6 protein-coding genes are annotated in these 18,689 nt (G+C 43.1%); all 6 read left to right on the top strand.

Going from position 1 to position 18,689, the window contains the following annotated elements:
- The first annotated feature begins 4 nt into the window (after window positions 1-4).
- From AB4Z30_RS08795 to AB4Z30_RS08770, 6 genes are read left to right on the top strand one after another with little or no spacing between them, the layout of a single operon-like run.
- Window positions 5-3,799, top strand: coding sequence for a beta-ketoacyl synthase N-terminal-like domain-containing protein (locus AB4Z30_RS08795; RefSeq protein WP_441925318.1), 3,795 nt, complete (start codon window positions 5-7; stop codon window positions 3,797-3,799).
- Window positions 3,787-11,727 carry an amino acid adenylation domain-containing protein gene (locus AB4Z30_RS08790; RefSeq protein ID WP_441925316.1) on the top strand — a complete coding sequence of 2,647 codons (7,941 nt, stop codon included), beginning with the start codon at window positions 3,787-3,789 and terminating at the stop codon, window positions 11,725-11,727. Before AB4Z30_RS08795 ends, AB4Z30_RS08790 begins: the two co-directional genes overlap by 13 nt.
- Window positions 11,720-14,965 carry a beta-ketoacyl synthase N-terminal-like domain-containing protein gene (locus AB4Z30_RS08785; protein ID WP_441925315.1) on the top strand — a complete coding sequence of 1,082 codons (3,246 nt, stop codon included), beginning with the start codon at window positions 11,720-11,722 and terminating at the stop codon, window positions 14,963-14,965. The genes AB4Z30_RS08790 and AB4Z30_RS08785 overlap by 8 nt, the downstream gene beginning before the upstream one ends.
- A 23-nt stretch (window positions 14,966-14,988) precedes the next feature.
- Window positions 14,989-15,240, top strand: coding sequence for a phosphopantetheine-binding protein (locus tag AB4Z30_RS08780; protein ID WP_441925313.1), 252 nt, complete (start codon window positions 14,989-14,991; stop codon window positions 15,238-15,240).
- Window positions 15,234-17,030 carry an ABC transporter ATP-binding protein gene (locus AB4Z30_RS08775; protein ID WP_441925311.1) on the top strand — a complete coding sequence of 599 codons (1,797 nt, stop codon included), beginning with the start codon at window positions 15,234-15,236 and terminating at the stop codon, window positions 17,028-17,030. The genes AB4Z30_RS08780 and AB4Z30_RS08775 overlap by 7 nt, the downstream gene beginning before the upstream one ends.
- Complete coding sequence (locus AB4Z30_RS08770) at window positions 17,027-18,682, top strand: ABC transporter ATP-binding protein (RefSeq protein ID WP_441925309.1); 1,656 nt, start codon at window positions 17,027-17,029, stop codon at window positions 18,680-18,682. The genes AB4Z30_RS08775 and AB4Z30_RS08770 overlap by 4 nt, the downstream gene beginning before the upstream one ends.
- Window positions 18,683-18,689: the final 7 nt, after the last annotated feature.

Raw genomic sequence — 18,689 nt, 5'->3', positions numbered from 1 at the left:
TACTATGAAAAAGATACTGATTCCAAATAACGCGCCAGCCGACTCAGTCTCGAACTTATTAATTGAAGATATTGACAATAACGATATTGCTGTGGTTGGAATGGCCGGCCGTTTTGGGAAAGCTACAGATCTTCAAGAGTATTGGGAACATCTAGCTAACGGAACCGATTTTGTAGGTCCCCTCGCTCGACAACGGCAGCAGGACATCGAAGCCTTTTACGACCAGCAGACGTTCCTTCCTCCGTTAACTGGATTCAGGGAAGGCGGATTCTTGAGTGAGATCGACCGATTGGATTATGAGTTGTTCAAGCTAACACCGAAGGAAGCCAGACTCATGGATCCTCGCCAGCGGTTATTCCTTCGATCTGCATGGCAAGCCATTGAGGACGCAGGGTACGGAGGCGGGAAACTTGATGGTTCGTCTACGGGGGTGTACGTCGGATGTAGTGGAGATATGGAGGAGGAGTACTATCGATTCATTCAGTTAATGGAAACAAAGGAAATTGCTATGGCTATTCCGGGGAATGTCAAATCAATCATTGCCAGCAGAATCTCATATCTCCTTAACCTTAACGGACCAAGTATGGTCATTGATACGGCCTGCTCCTCAAGTCTTGTTGCTCTGCATGTAGCTTGTAAGGCGATCCTAAACCAAGAATGTGACATGGCTTTGGCTGGTGGCGTCAAAACCTATCTGTTTCCTTTAGAAGGACCAGACCATCTTGGATTAAGCTCCACTCGTACGCGATCATTTGACGATAGCTCAGAAGGCCCTGGGATCGGAGAAGGACATGCTGCCGTGCTACTTAAGCCGCTGTACAGAGCTATCTGGGATAAAGATCATATCTATGCTGTGATTAAGGGGAGCGCGGTAAATCAAGACGGTGCTTCATTGGGGATAACGGCACCCAATGTTCAAGCCCAAGAGAAAGTCATTCTCAAGGCATGGAAGGATGCGAGAGTTGATCCTTCCACAATCACGCTATGGGAGGCTCACGGTACTGGCACGAAGCTGGGCGATCCCATCGAAGCCGAAGCCGTCAAGAGGGCGTTCTCCCATTTTACGGACAAAAAGCAGTTCTGTGCACTTGGTTCCGTAAAAACTAATATTGGTCATTTGGACGGTGCGGCGGGCATCGCAGGGTTTTGCAAAGCCATATTGGCTTTGAAGCATAAAAAAATTCCTCCCATGCTGAATTTTACGAAACCTAACCGGGAAATTGCGTTTGAAGATTCGCCCTTGTACATCAATGACAAAGCGGTGGAATGGGAAACAAATGGGGGAGTTCGACGCTGCGGAATCAGCGCATTTGGTTTAAGCGGAACGAACTGCCATATGGTTCTGGAAGAGTATTCTCCTACCCAGGCACTTGACCGCGAAAATAATAGCCCTTGGAATCTCTTGGTATTGTCTGCGAGAAGCCATAACGGGCTTAGACTGTTAGTTAAACAGATTCAACGCATGCTTGCCACACCGGATGGTCCAAGTTTAGAGGATATTTGTTACACCATGGCAACGGTACGCACACATAATCAGGTTCGAACGGCAATTATTGCACGTAATAAAAAACAATGTTTAGAACGGTTGGAACAATGGCTTAATGACGCATCAGAGGAGGAAATGGCAGCATCTGATGAAGATTTGAACATGACAGCAGACGTAAGGGTAACCGTGTCCGTACCAGAATCTGAGCTGTATTATCGTGAAGCATCTAGATTGGCGGAATCATATTTGGCTGGACAAGCAATTGATTGGGAGACGTTCTATCAGGGCCGTCCGGGAAATAGAGTCAGTGCGCCGGTTACACCGTTTGAACAGCAACGATGCTGGGTCTCGTCCCAGCATGTAGCAGACTCCCTTCTTCATCAAATTGAGTGGAGACCGATTGACTTGCCTTCACTTGCCTTTGAGCAACAATCACCAAGTCGGCCCGGTTCGGTATTGTTTTTCTGCGGTAGATATGGGAAAAGCACAGAGATTTGCAGGTCGCTGGAGCAGAAGGGTCATCAGATTGTTATTGTTCACCTTGGGGCAAGCACTTCAAGTCAACTAGGAAATGAGACGTTTGAGATTTCTGGGGAAGAAGCTGATTACGAATGGTTACTTGAACAAGTAAGCGCTATCCGTTTTTCGAAAGTCGTATATTGTATTTCCGAAGAGACAGACCAGTCTCCGTCTGCAATAGGCAAGCGGGCGATTACCAATGTCACCCAGTTGTATCACTTGACACGTGCTGTTTGCAAGATGAAGTGGACGCATGAAATTGAACTACTGCTCATTGGTTGGAATATAAATGAAGTGAACGGCAAAGAGAGAGCACTGAATCCGGCGGGTAATGCAGTGTTTGGATTCGGGCGGTCAATTCAACAAGAATATGCGAATTTGCGATGCCGTGCTCTGGATATTGGGGAAGAAATCATTATGCCACAGATAATTCATGCAGTCAGCATGGCCTCAGATTATTATTTGCTTGCGTATCGCCAGGGACAGATCTACACGGAAGTGGTGGAGAAATTTAGCCGTGAGCGTTACCCTGTTCAAAATATTCCGTTAAGGGATGACGGTGTCTACTTGATTACTGGTGGAACCGGTGAGTTGGGATTGGAAACGGCTAGATTTCTCTCCTCTCGTAAACGAATCAGGCTTGCCTTGACTTGCAGGAGGCCATTCCCAGATCGTACACAATGGCAAGCGATCATCGATGCTGGAATGGAGATAGGACGGATTCGGCAATTACGAGCATTGATGGAAATTGAACAGGATGGATCAACGGTTGAGGTCTACTCGGCCGATATAGCTGATCAGGTAGTCATGTCTGAGTTGTACGAACAGTTAAAGATAAAGTACAAAAGGGTAAGGGGCGTTGTGCATTGCGCAGGTGTAGGAGGAGAATATTATATTGTCCGTAAGTCTGCTGCGTCAATGAATGCTGTATTATACCCGAAGATTCTGGGGACAGTCATCTTGGATAGCTTGTTACAAGATGAGCCGCTTGATTTTTTTATTATGTATTCATCCATTTCGGCACTCACTGGTGGACCCGGACAAGCAGATTATGCAGCTGCAAATGCCTTCATGGATGCCTACTCTTGTTATAGAAGAAGGAATGGTCGCTCCTACACATCCATTAATTGGGTTAAATGGGCAGAATTAGGAATGGGAAATCGCTCAAAGATTGATGCTGGTTCCACTGCTTACGGGGACGTGGCATATGAGGAACTGATGCCTCACAAGGCGAGCAAAATGTTCGAAGAAATTTTGAAGAGGCAAATGGCGAATGTAATTGTTGGCGAAGCGGCAAGAGCATCTGATAAACAAGATTTGCATAGTAAAGCTGGCAGTGGTTATGCACCAATAGAACCGCTTGGTAATTCAATCAGAGGTAGTTCGGAGGTGGAGCTTTTGGGAGGGGAAGTAAAAGGTTATACGGAAATCCAACGAATATTAGGAAGTGCTTGGTCAGAAGTTTTGGGAAGGGAACAAATCAGCATCCACGACAACTTTCACCAACTGGGGGGAGATTCGATCGCAACAACCCAGTTGACTAGGAAATTGAACGAATATTTCCCTGATAAGGTCCATATTGTAGATATTTATTCTTACCCGACAATTTCGGAGTTGGCTAGTTATCTGGAGGGCATTCTAGATTCAGCACCCGGTACTACTCCTGCATCGTCAATAAGTAACGAGCATATGTCCCTGGATGTACTGATGGAGCGCTTCAAAGATGGGGAAATTACAGCGGAACAATTAGATCAGTTGATTAAAAAAGGGGGAGCCGGTATATGGAAAAAGTAAAGCAGTATATTTTCGAACAGATGAGAACCAACCAGCTTTCAGTTGATGAGTCTAAGATGTATATGGAGGAGCTATATACCACAGAAGGCTCTACTAAGAGGAAGTCGAAAGACATGGCTGTCATTGGGATGTCCTGCCGATTTGCTGGTGTTGAGAATTTGGATGAGTATTGGGACCTGTTAACGAGGGGCAAATGTACGATCGGTGACTTTCCTTCGGAGCGGCGGAAAGACACTGATCTATTCTTGCCTAAAGAACTGCAAAGCGATCCCAAACGCTACAGAATCGGCGGCTATTTGAACGACATTGATAAGTTCGACCCATCTTCCTTTCGTATATCACCGAAAGAGGCGGAATTGATGGACCCTAGACAACGGCTTCTATTGCAGGTAGCATGGTCCGCACTGGAAGATGCAGGTTACGGGGGGCAGCGGATGTATGGTTCGCGGACCGGTGTGTTTGTTGGTATGGATACCTCCAATACGTTAGGATACTCATTCCTTTCGGAGGAGAACGAGCTTGAAGGTACTGGCTCCGTTACTTGTATTTTGGCACGAAGAGTATCTTATATTTTGAACCTGTTCGGACCAAGCATGGTTATCGATACGGCTTGCTCATCCGGACTTGTAGCGTTACATACAGCTATCCGGTCAATTGAAGAAGGTGATTGTGATTTTGCGTTAGTCGGCGGAGTCAATGTTATGCTTTTACCTACGCAAGGAAGCATGCTTGACTCTCCTAACTATGAGCTGAGAGCATTCGACCACAAAGCCGACGGTACGGTGTGGGGTGAAGGGCTTGGTGCCGTATTAATACGTCCGTTGGAAGATGCGATTAAAGACGGGTGCGATATATATGCCGTTATTAAAGGTACGGGAATCAACAACGATGGTGCTTCCAATGGTCTGACAGCACCTAGTGCGGAATCGCAAGAAGAAGTTCTATGCACGACATGGGAGAAAGCAGGGGTGAACCCGGAGACCATATCCTATATCGAGGCCCATGGAACCGGAACAAAAATTGGTGATCCAATCGAGCTCAGGGGCATCACTAAAGCGTTCAGAAGACATACCAATAAGCGGCAATTTTGCGGAATTGGCTCCGTAAAGACCAATATAGGCCACTCCAACGGAACTTCGGGCATAGCGTCTTTGATCAAAGTTATATTAAGTCTTCGGCATAAGCAGCTCCCACCGACATTAAAATTTGAAAAGCCGAATCCGCTGATCGATTTCGCGGACTCGCCAATCTATGTCAACAGTCGTCTACAAAGCTGGCAGACTGAACCTGGCGTTCCAAGAAGATGTGGGATCAGTTCCTTCGGATTCAGTGGGACGAACTGCCATGTTGTGCTTGAAGAGGCCCCGACGTTAAGTCGTAAATCAGAAATGAGTCAGACTGGAGCGTCAATCTTTACTCTTTCGGCTAAGAACAATAAGCAATTGTTGGAATATATCGACTTGTATCTGTACCATTTGGAAAACAATTCGGAGCTATCTGTTACGGATATTTGCTATACTAACCAGCTTGGAAGGAACCACATGGTTTGCCGAGTGGCAATGATCGTGGAGAGTGTCGAGGAATTGAAGCATAAACTGCGCGCTGCAAGAGAACTTGATGCTGGTCACGAATGGCTCAGAGAAAAAGGTATATGGACTGGAAATGCAAGCCTTCCGGAGCCGGACGCCGTCAAAATGTCTACAGAAGAGAGAAAGCTTATCCTTTCTAGACAGGCAGATGAATTTATAAAATCCGCAAAACCAACAGACAGAATCTATTACGAGAAGATATGCGAGCTATATGTGCAAGGGGCAGACGTTGACTGGAAGGGACACTATGGCGATGATAACGTGCATAATTTGATCCATCTTCCAACTTATCCGTACGAAGCGAAGCGCTTTTGGGTATCTGCAGCCAAAGAGGGCAATGAGAATGTCCGTCGTACTCCGACCCTGCCTACGTATCATTCAATTCATCCCTTACTGGACGAATGTATTGTGGACTCTTTTGATACGAAGATTTATAAGACGGAATTTCAAGCCCATAAACAATGGGTGCTTACCGACCACAAAATCGCTGATGAATGTGTAGTTCCGGGCACAACCTATTTGGAGATGGCTTATCAGGCAGGTCTCGCATTTGAAGATCAACAGATAACGTCCATCGGAGGGGTGCAATTCTATGAGCCGCTGGTAGTCGGGCAAGAAAATATAGTGGTTGTCCATACGCAGATCAGAAAAGAGCAAAATAAGCTGACATTTCGGGTTGCGAGCCTTTCGAGTGAAGAAGGCAACAATAAAGAATGGACACTTCACGCAACAGGTGAAATGAGCGCGATTCCCGTACCTGCTCCAGCTTCATATGATATAAATACATTACTGGATGCTTCTATGGATCACATGCATATTGACCATAGCGAACAGGTGGGGGTATTTACCTTCGGACCTCGTTGGCATAGTCTGAAGGATATTTACAAAAATGAAAGTGTGACGATTGCTTATCTGGAGCTACCTAATGACTTTGAAGCTGATTTAAGCCAGTATATACTTCATCCTTCACTGTTGGATATCGCTGTCGGATCTGGATTCGTAACGCTAACCAATAATGATATCTATTTACCTTTTGGCTATGACCGAGTCTATGTGTATGGTAGTATGCCTGGACGCCTTTACAGCATTATTAAGCCGAGGAAGGGCAAGGATGGACAAAGTGAGATTGCAAAGTTCGACATTTCCGTTGTTGATCACACCGGACAAGTTGTTCTTGAGATCGAAGGATTCTCTTTCAAAAGGGTAGGTAATATCTACAAGACACTTCATCAAACACGAAATAATCATGCTTTATTTCAATTGAATTGGCAACCCGAAGAGATCGGGCACCAACTTCGTAAGGTTTCCGGAAGCACGCTGGTATGGGGTGACGGAAGTGAACACTGTCAGCAATTAGTGCAGCGTCTAAGAGCATCGGGGGAGAGCGTCAATGAGATCTATTATGGTGATGTACTTGGAGACGATACAGGAATAGGAGTACAGCAGCGTTTCGAAACCAAACTTGCTCGTTTTGATTGGGTAAATGTTGGTCGCGTGCTCTTCTTCATAGGGGGAGAAGAGACGGTAGAACCAGAGACGATCGCACATTTAGACCATCGACTCAATAAGAGCTTGTATGGTTTATTTCATTTCGTTAGAACAATGGTAAGTTTGAAGGTGCGGCAGACAATCGACTTTGTCATCATTACTCGAAATGCGTACATGATCGATGGAAGGGAAACATTTATACAATCGGAAGCGGCTGCGGCAGCTGGTTTAGGAAAAGTCATTCAGCAAGAATATCCTAATTTGCTGTGTAGAACGATTGATTTGGGAGATTCTGCTGTCGACGATATGCTCCTAGATGAGATCAAGACGTACTCAGATTCGTATGCTGTGTCGACGCGCGACGGTAGGCGTTATGTACAGGTTTTGGAGAATGCAGTAGACCTGTCAGAGCAAAATGGTGATCTTCAGATTCGAAACGACGGGGTTTATGTGATTTCAGGGGGAACGAGTGGAATCGGGCTTGAAAGTGCGAAAATGCTTGCTTCCCATCAAAAACAGATTCAGCTAATTCTCCTACATAGGTCGGAGTTTCCGACACCGGAGAGTTGGACGGAAATTACTCAGACGCCTAGCCAAGCTAAACTGGCCATGAAAGTAAAGGCATTGCAGGAAGTTCAAGCTTTGGGAGCAACAATTCACCTGTATCGATGTGATGTTTCTAACGCAACTTCAATGATGGAAACGTTTAATAAAATCCGACAAAAATTTACGTCTATAAACGGTATAATTCATAGTGCAGGCGTAGCAGGAGATGGATTCCTTATTCGGAAATCAGTCGAAGAATTCCAAAAGGTGGTTGCGCCAAAAATCAATGGTACTTGGCTTCTTGATCATTTCACCTCAGAAGACACGCTGGACTTTTTCATCTTGTATTCCTCCATTGCTTCCTTGCTTGGCAGCATGGGTCAGGGTGATTACACGGCAGCGAATTCTTATCTGGATTCATATGCTGGGGGTCGAGCGCTGAAAGGAAAATCAACATTGTCCATCAACTGGGCTGCCTGGAAAGAAACCGGAATGGCCGTTGATTATGGAGTTAATGAGGATAACATTTTTAAAGCGATTGGAACCGACCAGGGTGTCCATTTACTCCAAACGCTAATGTCAACTCAATTAGTCAATGTAATTGCAGGTGAATTAAATTATGCGCACGAGCTTTTTGCCGATCTGGATGTCCCTTTACCTATTAAGCTTTCTTCTTCTATTTACGGGGAAGCCAAAAAGCATCGACAGAAAGTAATGGATAAAGCAACTTTGGTAGGGAAAATAGCGCTTACAGGAAAAAACACCAATGAGTATACGCCTATGGAAATTATGGTTAGTACCGTGTGGAGTAAATACCTTGGATTAGATGAAATTAGCATATTTGACGATTTTTACAATATAGGCGGAGATTCGATTCAGGCTATCAAAATCGTAAACGAAATTAACGATTCAATTCTTCACAAGCTAGATGTCAGCGATTTGTTTGAAAATCCTACTATCAGTGAGCTTGCTGAGCACATTTCCAATGTAAATGGGGATGGACAGGAGACGCATGGGACAAAACTGGATGAGGAACCTAATATGGCTGCACTGCCATTATCATCGGCCCAGAAGAGGATATGGTTTCTACACAAGCTTAATCCAGGATTGACTGCCTACCATATGCCTGCGGTGTTTAAGGTAGATTGGGAAGTTGATTTAGAAATTCTAAATCGCGGGCTAGCCAGATTAATTGATAGGCAAAGCGTTCTGAAGACGGTTATATCGGAGCAAACGGGTTCACCTATTCAGATGTTATTGCAAAAGCTTCCCTATCGCATCGAATGTGTAGATTTATCTGGAGAGTCTGATCCAGAGCTTGCACTCAAGAAGTCCGTAGAGGAAGAATCGGGGCAACCATTCAACTTCTCGGAGAGACTTTTCAGAGTAAAGGTCTTTAAGCTAGGTATATCTGATCATCGCATTTATGTAAGCTTGCATCATCTAATTACTGACGGCTGGGGGTACCGTTTGTTCATAGAGGAGCTCTTTGTTTGTTACGACATTGAGGCAACAGGGGACGAAGGGCTACTAAAGCCTTTAGCAGGACATTACTCCGATTGGATAGAGCAGCAAGCCGAATGGAAACAATCTGAAAGCTATCAGAAGGCAGAAGCGTTCTGGAAAGAGGAAATTGGAAGTAATGTTCCTGTTCTTGACCTTCCAATTGACTTCCCAAGGCCGCCAATTCAAACGTATAACGGTAGTTCATTAGAATTTGAACTGGATGAGGCTCTAACGGCACAATTAAAAGCAATAGCTCGCGAGTTAAATGTCACTATGCACATGCTACTGCTGGCAGTGTTCTCTATTATGCTTAATAAACTTTCTGGTACTAGCGAACTTGTTATTGGTACCCCATACTCTGGAAGAGATGAAAAGCGCTTTGAGCATACAATTGGGTTATTTATGAACACAGTATGTATACGCGTATCTGTGAACGCGAACGACCCCGTAGAGCAACTCATGCAGAAAATAAGGGAAAAATGTATCAGATCCTATCGTCATGGAAACTACCCATTCAGTGACTTGGTAGAAGTTCTGAATCCTGAACGGGATATGGCACGCAACCCGATCTATACTGCATTCTTTCAATACTATGAAAATGTTCCTTTTAAGCACGAAGGGATCAGTCAGCATGAGCTTTCTTTGCATTGTAAGGAGAACTCGAGGACAATTGCCGCTAGATTCGAATATAATACTGACTTATTTGAACATGCGACGATTGTAAGGTTGGAGACCTACTTTAGAAATATCACAGAGTCTGTCACCGTTAATTCTCGTATGGCAGTGGGCGAGATTGATATGCTACCAGTTGATGAAAAGAATTGGCTTAACACGCAATTGAATGGCGGCGACAGATTTATTGCGACGGAGACTGTTCATCAACTGTTTGAACATGCCGCAAACGCACATATGGAACGTCCGGCAGTTACGGATGAATCGGGAACCGTAACCTTTGGAGAATTGAATGCTCGTGCTAACCGATTCGCCCACTATCTAATAATGAAGAACATACAACCGAATCAACCTGTAGTTGTCCTGATGGATCGGAGTTGCTTAGTTATTGAGGCCATGCTGGGAATTATGAAGTCCGGTGGAGCATACGTCCCAATCGATAGGACTCTTCCTGAGGGAAGAATCGCCGAAATTATTGAGCAATCGGGTGCGGAAATTATCATTGTGGATGACTCGTTGAACGCGCGTTTCAACGAAATGACGGAGAGATATAAGGGCAAAGATGTAATTAATTATGCATCCTTCAGTCGGACAGAGGGGGAGCACCCCAAAACAAACCCACACCGTAAGGTCCATCAGGATCAACTGATGTATATAACTTACACGTCTGGCTCTACAGGGGTACCCAAAGGTGTGATGGTCTCACATGCTAATGTGGCGAATTTCTTGAAATGGGCAACAACGGAAATAGACATTACTACTAATGATCGTATGGTCTCAGTTACTTCTATTAGTTTTGACATCTCAGTTTTTGAGCTGTTTGGCTCACTTCTGAATGGCGCACATCTATACGTGACGTCTGACTATATGTTAGGACAACCAAAGAGATTGTTGTCTTTCTTGGTGGATAACGAAATAACCGTGTGGCAATCAGTACCAGCCCTTATTTCAATTTGGTTAGAAGCATGCCAAAATACTGAATATTCATCGTCCCTCTTGGATGCTATGAAGCTTCGAACTATTATGATTGGAGGAGAACCTTGGGGTGGAGATCTTGCAGAAGCTATTTTGCATTGCTTACCGAACTGCCAGCTGCTAAACATGTATGGTCCGACGGAAACCACCATTTGGGTATCTAGCTATCGTGTTACAGCAGGCGATTTCGAAAAGGCGATAATACCGATAGGTAAGCCAATCGTCGGGAATACGTTTAGAATCGTTGATCCTGTATCCGGGCAAAGTCGTGCGATTGGCGTAGCTGGGGAAATATGGATTAAGGGCAAAAATGTTACTAATGGCTATTATAAAGATCTCGATAAAACCCGAACGTCATTTGTGATGGATGCCTCTGGAAATACTCTGTATCGGACTGGAGATATTGGAAGAATTAGACCAGATGGGAATGTAGAATATATTGGGAGAAATGATGGGCTTATAAAGCTCCGCGGCTATCGAATCGAGATCGGTGAAATAGAAGGTCGCGTGTTGCAAACTGGGATGGCTACAAAATGTGGCGTGGTACTCCACGGCGAAGGTGATATCGCACGTCTTGTATGTTTTTATACACCGAGTGATAATTGCGATGAACAGCAACTCATTCGTTCATTAGAGGGGCATCTGCCAAGTTATATGATGCCATCCTTATTGATTCCTGTTGAGGAAATGCCGCTGACTCCAAACAGCAAGTTAGATCGGAGACAATTGCAGAAGCTAGCGAATGCCCATTCGGTAGAGACAAAGCTCACATATGAGGAATCAACAAATGAAATGGTTGATAGAATTAAGGAATTATGGGAAGAAGTGCTTGGTATCGGAGGAGTTCGTACAAATGATAATTTCTTCCACATTGGTGGTAACTCTCTGCTGGTAGCTCGTCTCAATTCGAGATTGGAATCGGTAATAGGTTTAGAACTTCAAATTGTAGATTTCTTCAAGTATCCAACAATAAACAAGCTTGCTAAATACCTTGAATTGCGATTAAGTGGTTCGAAAGAGGTATTGAATCAGACGGATCAGCAAGAGGAGAAAGCACGTATTCTCGCCCTGCTGAATCAGGTCAGCCAAGGGAATATAAGCACAGACGAGGTTTTATACAACATTGGGGAGATGAAGCGTAAGAATGAGTAAAATGTTGCGCTATGTGGTGGAGCAAACGTCGCGTGGTACAATCGATCCTTTAATCGCAGCTGAGCTAATTTCTCAATTACAGCAGGAGCAGAAAGATACAACTCCAGAAGACATTGCGATCATTGGTCTTGCTTGTAATTTGCCAGGAGTACATGATTGGCGCACATTTTGGGAGCGACTCCAAAATGGTGATGATTTCAATACTTCATTCCCGGAAAAACGGAGAAAAGATACAGACCGTATGCTGAATATGATGAATGGAACCCTCGACAACCACCAGTATATGGCGGGGGCGTATCTTGAGGATATCGACCAATTTGATTATTCATTCTTTGGAATTTCACCGCGAGAAGCTGCACTTATTGACCCCAACCATCGTCTATTTTTGCAGACAGCGTGGCAGGCGATTGAAGATGCGGGATATGGGGGCGGCAAGTGGTCTGGTACTAAGACCGGAATTTACTTGGGTCACAGCTCTGATTTCGGAGAAGAGTACAAAGATGCTGTAGCTGCTTTCGATCCCGAATCCTATGGTATCTCCGTTCCAGGAAATGTAAAATCAATGACAGCAAGCCGATTGGCGTATTTACTAGACTTAACAGGGCCAAGTCTCATGATTGATACTGCCTGTTCTTCTACGCTGGTTGCCCTCCATCTTGCATGCGAAGCCATTCGTAATGGGGATTGCGTACAAGCTATTGTTGGGGGAGCTAAGATTAATTTGCTTCCTCTAAAGGGTTCAGTGATTGAGCATATTGGCATTGCTTCGACTGATGGCAAAGCAAGAAGTTTTGACGATCAATCGGATGGTACAGGGTTTGGCGAGGGCGTTATTGCCTTCGCCTTAAAGCCCTTAGCTAAGGCAAAGCATGATGGCGATTCCATATATGCCGTTCTTAAAGGAAGTGCTATTAATCAGGATGGCAATTCGATCGGCATCACTGCACCTAATCCGATGGCACAACGAGATGTAATTCTAGCCGCTTGGGAGCGGGCAAAAACATCTGCGGGTAACATTAGCTACATCGAAGCTCATGGTACCGGAACTAAACTGGGTGATCCGATAGAGATAGAAGGATTGACAATGGCTTTCCGAGTCCATACGAATAAGAATCAATATTGTGCTATAGGATCAGTCAAATCGAATCTTGGACATCTAGATCATATGGCAGGAGCTGTAGGACTATTGAAGGCTGTACTTGCTTTGAAATATAAGCAAATACCTCGTACTTTGCATGTCGCCAGGCCTAACAAAAAGATACCATTCGAGAATACGCCCTTTTATTTAAATGATCGGCTAGAGAAATGGGCCTCTTCCGGCTTGCCGCGACAATGTGGTGTAAGTTCGTTCGGACTGAGCGGCACGAACTGCCATGTTGTTCTGGAGGAAGCTCCTGATTATACTCCTGGCGGGCTTGGAGAGCGTGATCGATGGCCGTCAGAAATGCCGCATCTGTTCACACTGTCGGCTATGAGCGAAGGATCTATGAGAGCCCTTATCGAGAAATATTATAGATATTTGCTTGTTAATCCTGATGTTGATCCCGCTAGTCTTTGTTTTACAGTTAACACTGGAAGAGACCAATTGGACTACCGAGTTGCTTTCATATTTGAAAACGTTAAAGAGCTTACACTTCAACTTCAGACCTTTCACGAAGGAAATAAAGAAATCGACCATCTATTTGGGGGGGAGAGGAGAGGTATCGCAGATGTAGCGAAAGAAAAACGTGCCTCTGAGCTACTCTATAAGATGGTTGATGGCCGTATCAGCAAAAGCAATTTGAAAGAGCTGGCTAGATTTTTCATCGAAGGGACGGATATCGATTGGGATAAGGCCTATTCGAAATTTAAACTTAGAAGATTAAATTTACCTGTATACCCTTTTGATCCAATTCGGTGTTGGGTTGGTGATGTTAGAAGTAATTCTTTGAATAACTCGGAGGTAGGTGGACATCTCAACAAAGAAGGTGTAAACAATACCGATTCATCACTAGAGCATACTCTCGTCGAATTGATTTCAATTTGGTCCAGGGTTATGGGGTTTGAGGAGATCGATGTTCGGCGTAAATATTTTGACGTTGGAGGAGATTCAATATTAGCTACACAGTTGGCTGTGGAGATTAACAAAAAGTATCCGGGAAGCATTACTATTACCGATATCTATATGCAAGAAACAATAGAGAATTTAGCTTCGTTTATTCATTCGTTCCAGAATCCAAACTCTGAATCGAGAACTCCAATAACGCAAGATACTACCGTAACAATTGAAGGGATGATTCCTTTTAATGAATTGTTTTACAAAAGTTGCTTCTATAATTCGTTTTTACCTGTGTTAAGTCACTACAACTGTTCGATAGAGACAGTGCTTTTGAACGACATATTTGTATATCACAACGGATTTACATGGAAGGAATTTGCTGTGGAATCAATTGTTTTGAAAAATTGGTCGGAAATGCAGGAACGTCTGGGGCTTAAAATGGAAACAGAGGCGCATCATGGAGCATTCAATGAGCTTATAGCAAAGTTGAGTTTGGATAGGGATTGTCCAGTAATTGTTTGGGTGGATTGCTACGAAATGATTAATCGGCAAGACACATATAAAAAGGAACATCTGCCACACACTATATTGATCTGCGGTTACGATGAGGCACAAAAAAAATATCTGGTGATTGAGCAGGTGCATAAAGACACGTTGTCCTATGAGAAACAATGGGTTGATTTTGAAATTGTACAAAACGGCTATGAGGCATATTGTACGCGTTTTCAATTAAAGAATATACCTACCTATTATATATTTAGTAGGCGAGAAGACACTATTATGCTTGAAAATCCGTATTCAAGTGACAGCGAATATATGGTAGCTTTGCAAAAGCATGCAGTTGTTATTGAAGAAAGCAATAACAATCTCGAGCTTTTTGTCAGTCATCTCATTTCTTATATTGAGGCTAATCATCTGTCTATAACAGAAGGCCGTGTGATCATTGAAAAAATTAATGAAATCATTAAGTGCAAACAAGTAGAATCATATCGATTTAATAAGCTAATGCATAATGTGCCGCTTGTGGGACGGTGTGCTGACGATATCCTTAAGATATGGAACTTGATTAGAGCTCTTTTTGTCAGACTAACCAATTCGGGTAGTCGGAATCATGAGAACGTTAATCAGCTTAAAGAGAAGATGGCGTTAGTGATAACGATGGAGCGAGAGTATGCCCAAAAATTACTCTATTCCGAATAAAGAGAAGAAAGGACAGGTGGAACATGGTAGACACTGAGTTGGCACAAATAATGCAACGAATCGTAGAAGAGGTATTACAGGTGCAACTTCAAGGTCACGAATTCTGGGACCAAAGGATCGAAGAGGTTGGATTAAGTTCACTTGCATATATTACGATTCTTGTCCAGATCGAGTCAGAATTTGATTTTGAGTTTGATGAGGAGAAGCTGGACCAGCAATACTTTAAGTCATTACGCGAACTTCTTGTTTATTTATCCGAGCGTGTTAATTGTTAATTATTTTAATTAAGAAAATAATGGGGAGTTTTGTCATGATACGAGAGCTAATCGCATTTTATAAGCGATTATTTCCTTTTATAGCAAGGAGTCGTAAGTTCGGAATAATTAGTATAATATGTGCATTAATTTTTGTTGGAATCGATATTGGCATGGCGTTCTTTTTGCAGAAGATCATTGATTTGGCTTTGAATAAATTTTACATGCAGGTTGCGTTATTCGCTACAGTAGCATGCCTAACGATTATACTGGGATTCGCTATAAATTCAATGAGCATTATCAATTCAGGCAAGTTTGCAGCCTATACTTTGGAAGAACTCAGAAATCGAATCTTCCGTCATCTTGCAGATATTTCTCTTCCTTACTTAGAACAAGCCAAGAAGGGAGAGTTGACTTCGCGACTGTTTGAGGCATGCAATACGCTTCATCAATTTTTGAAGGAAGAACTTCCAAGCTACGTGCATCAATATGTGAGGGCAATTCTTGCACTGGTGATATTGTCGATTATTAATATCAAACTTCTGTTAGCTGGGCTAATAGCAGTACCAGTGGCTATATTTATTAGTAACAAGCTAAGCAAGGCAATTGGAACGTATGCGCGTAGTGAACAAGAAGAACATGGGAAAAGTAATGCGATACTTCTTGAGAGCTTAAGCGGAAGTGAGATTATAAAAAGTTTCAACATCTTTGACCATATCTATCAAAGATATAAAACCGCTATCCTGAAATCCGTTTATTATGCCAAGAAAGTACTTTTTATAGAGAGCTCAATTATTCCAGCAGCGGTGTCTTTAGGGTTGGCTCCACTGCTAATTTGCAGTATATACGGCGGTTATTTGACCCTTAATCATGAAATCACACTGGGTCAATTAATTGCTTTTATTCAACTTCAAAATTATATTAATGAAACATTAAAAGCATTACCCGATTTCACATCGAACGTAAGAAGGGTTACAGGAGCTACGCAAATAATATTTGATAATCTTGATATTCGGGCAGAAGAGCAAGGGGGAGATACAACAACGCCGAGTTCATCTAAAGCTATTGAATTTTGCAACGTATCATTCGGTTATCAATCAGAGGAACCTGTCCTTCGTGATATTTGCCTAACGGTTGAGGCGGGTAAGACCGTTGCAGTGGTGGGTCCCAGTGGGAGTGGGAAAAGTACACTTATTAAGCTGATATGCGGTCAATATCAACCAACTGAAGGAACAGTTGCTGTCTATGGAAGAGATCTTAAAAATTGGAATATAGAGAGCTTAAGAGGCCTAATAGCTTTAGTTGCGCAGGATCCTCATATGTTCCCAGGCTCAATTGAGCAAAACATTAGTTGTACTGAGTACACAGACAGTCGAAAATTGGCTCAAGCAGTGGAATTGGCTGATTTAGACGAATTCATCTCCGTATTGCCGGATAGCACTGGGAGTTCCGTGGGAGAGCGGGGAAATAGACTTTCGGGCGGACAGCAACAGAAGGTCGCGATTGCGAGGAGTATCTATAAGGATGCTCCTATTTTATTAATGGACGAAGCCACTTCAGCTCTTGATGCGAACAGCGAGAGGAAAATATTAAAATCTCTTCAAGAAAAATTGGGTGAGAAGTCAATGTTGTTTGTGACACATCGATTATCAGCTATGGAACATGCCGATTTAATCCTTGTTATGGACAACGGGCGAATCGTTCAAATGGGGACGCACCAAGATCTTTTAAGAGTAGAAGGACTTTATCAGGAATTAAATAAGATTCAATCCCGAAGTAATCGTCTGGCAATCAAGGAGGTAACAGATTGAATATCTCGGCATGGAAAAAAGGCAGACTTCTATTATCAATAGTGGATGGTCGAAAAGCGTTTTACATTGTTCTCATGATCGCCAAAAGTATGGCGGAAGCTTCGCTTTATATCATTGTTGGTTTTGTGACTAAATATGTAGTCGACTCTGTAATAATAAATGATACGGAGCCACTTATTAGAACATTAATACTCACTGTTTTTTGTGTGCTTGCATCAGTTATTGTGATTTTCTGTTCGCATTTCCTCTTTAATCGAATTGTACTCAATGCGATTGGATCTCTGAAGCTGAGGCTTTATAAGCAACTGGTTCAGAAGCGCGAAAAGTCTATTAAGGAGGTACAAAGTGGTGATATGCTCTCTCGAATCACGAACGATGTATACGTAGTACAGAGGGTATTATCAAGAGAAGTTTATAATATTTGCTTCGCAATCGTGTTCGGTATTAGCTCATTAATCTCAATGATGATATTAAACTGGTTTTATGCCCTTGTATTTACAGGGGGATGGATATTGATTGCTATTTTAAATACACGTATGACTCGGGGAGTCGAGGCGACATCAAGAACTTTGCAGCAAAGCATGGGGAAAATGACAGAAAGATTGAATAATTTACTAGCAGGATCACTTATCGTGAAGTTGTACGGGATGAAAGAGTTCAGGTATAAGGAGTTCTCGGAGAGTAATAAAGAGGCTACCGAAGCATTCCTTAGCAACAACCAACGGTATGCCTATTTAGACAGCACCAACTATTTGTTCGGCTGGTTGTCCAACCTTATTTTAATTCTCATTGGTTGTCTGTTTTTTGTTCGGGGTATTTCAGAGTTAGGAGATCTGATGGCCATCAGTCAATTGTTATTCGGTTTAAACTTTATGTTGAACAACCTTGGTAGATTTCTTATTGAACTGGGTGCATCCATTCCTGCAATTGAACGCATCGTTGAAATCGATAATCTCCCCCATTCGGAGCACCATAAAGTGTATGAGAGACAAGCTACAGAACAAAAAAATAATTCCCATATCGAGTTTAATCAAGTCACTTACTGCGACGAAAGCGGCAAACAAATTCTTTATAAAAAAGATTTGAAAATCGACAAGGGCGAGTTAATCGCAATTACTGGAGATAGCGGGTCTGGAAAGAGTACAATCCTTAAGCTGCTTTTAGGACTTAATGTGGACTATGAAGGCGAGATCTTGCTTAACGGCAGAAACATTTATACCTACTCTTCAGAGGACCTAAGTCAGATGATTGCGTACGTTCCCCAGAATAGTTTTTTGTTTAATTTGACAATCTCTGAAAACATTCGGCTCGGAAAGCCGGATGCGACGGAGGGGGAAATTATCCAAGCTGCAAAGTCTGCTTCCATACATGAGTTTATTATGGAGCTACCCCTGAAATATGAAAGTCTGGTGAATGAGGAAAGCACAAATCTTTCGGGCGGTCAGAGGCAGCGTATTGCATTAGCTAGGGCACTCATAAAAGACTCTCCAATTTTAATTTTAGATGAAGCCACCTCTTCCCTAGATTATCTAACAGAAGAGAAGGTAATGAAGGAAGTAATGTTACAGAAGCATAAACGGACTGTGATCATGGTTTCGCATAAGCCAAGTGCTCACCACGGTTTTGACAGAATTATATCTTTAAGTATTTAATTTTCAA

Origin of the sequence: Paenibacillus sp. 2TAF8, from assembly GCF_052114825.1 — a bacterium.
Taxonomy (GTDB): Bacteria; Bacillota; Bacilli; order Paenibacillales; family Paenibacillaceae; genus Paenibacillus.
The sequence above is the reverse complement of the archived record's forward strand: the minus strand, read 5'-3'. Positions and strand labels throughout refer to the sequence as shown.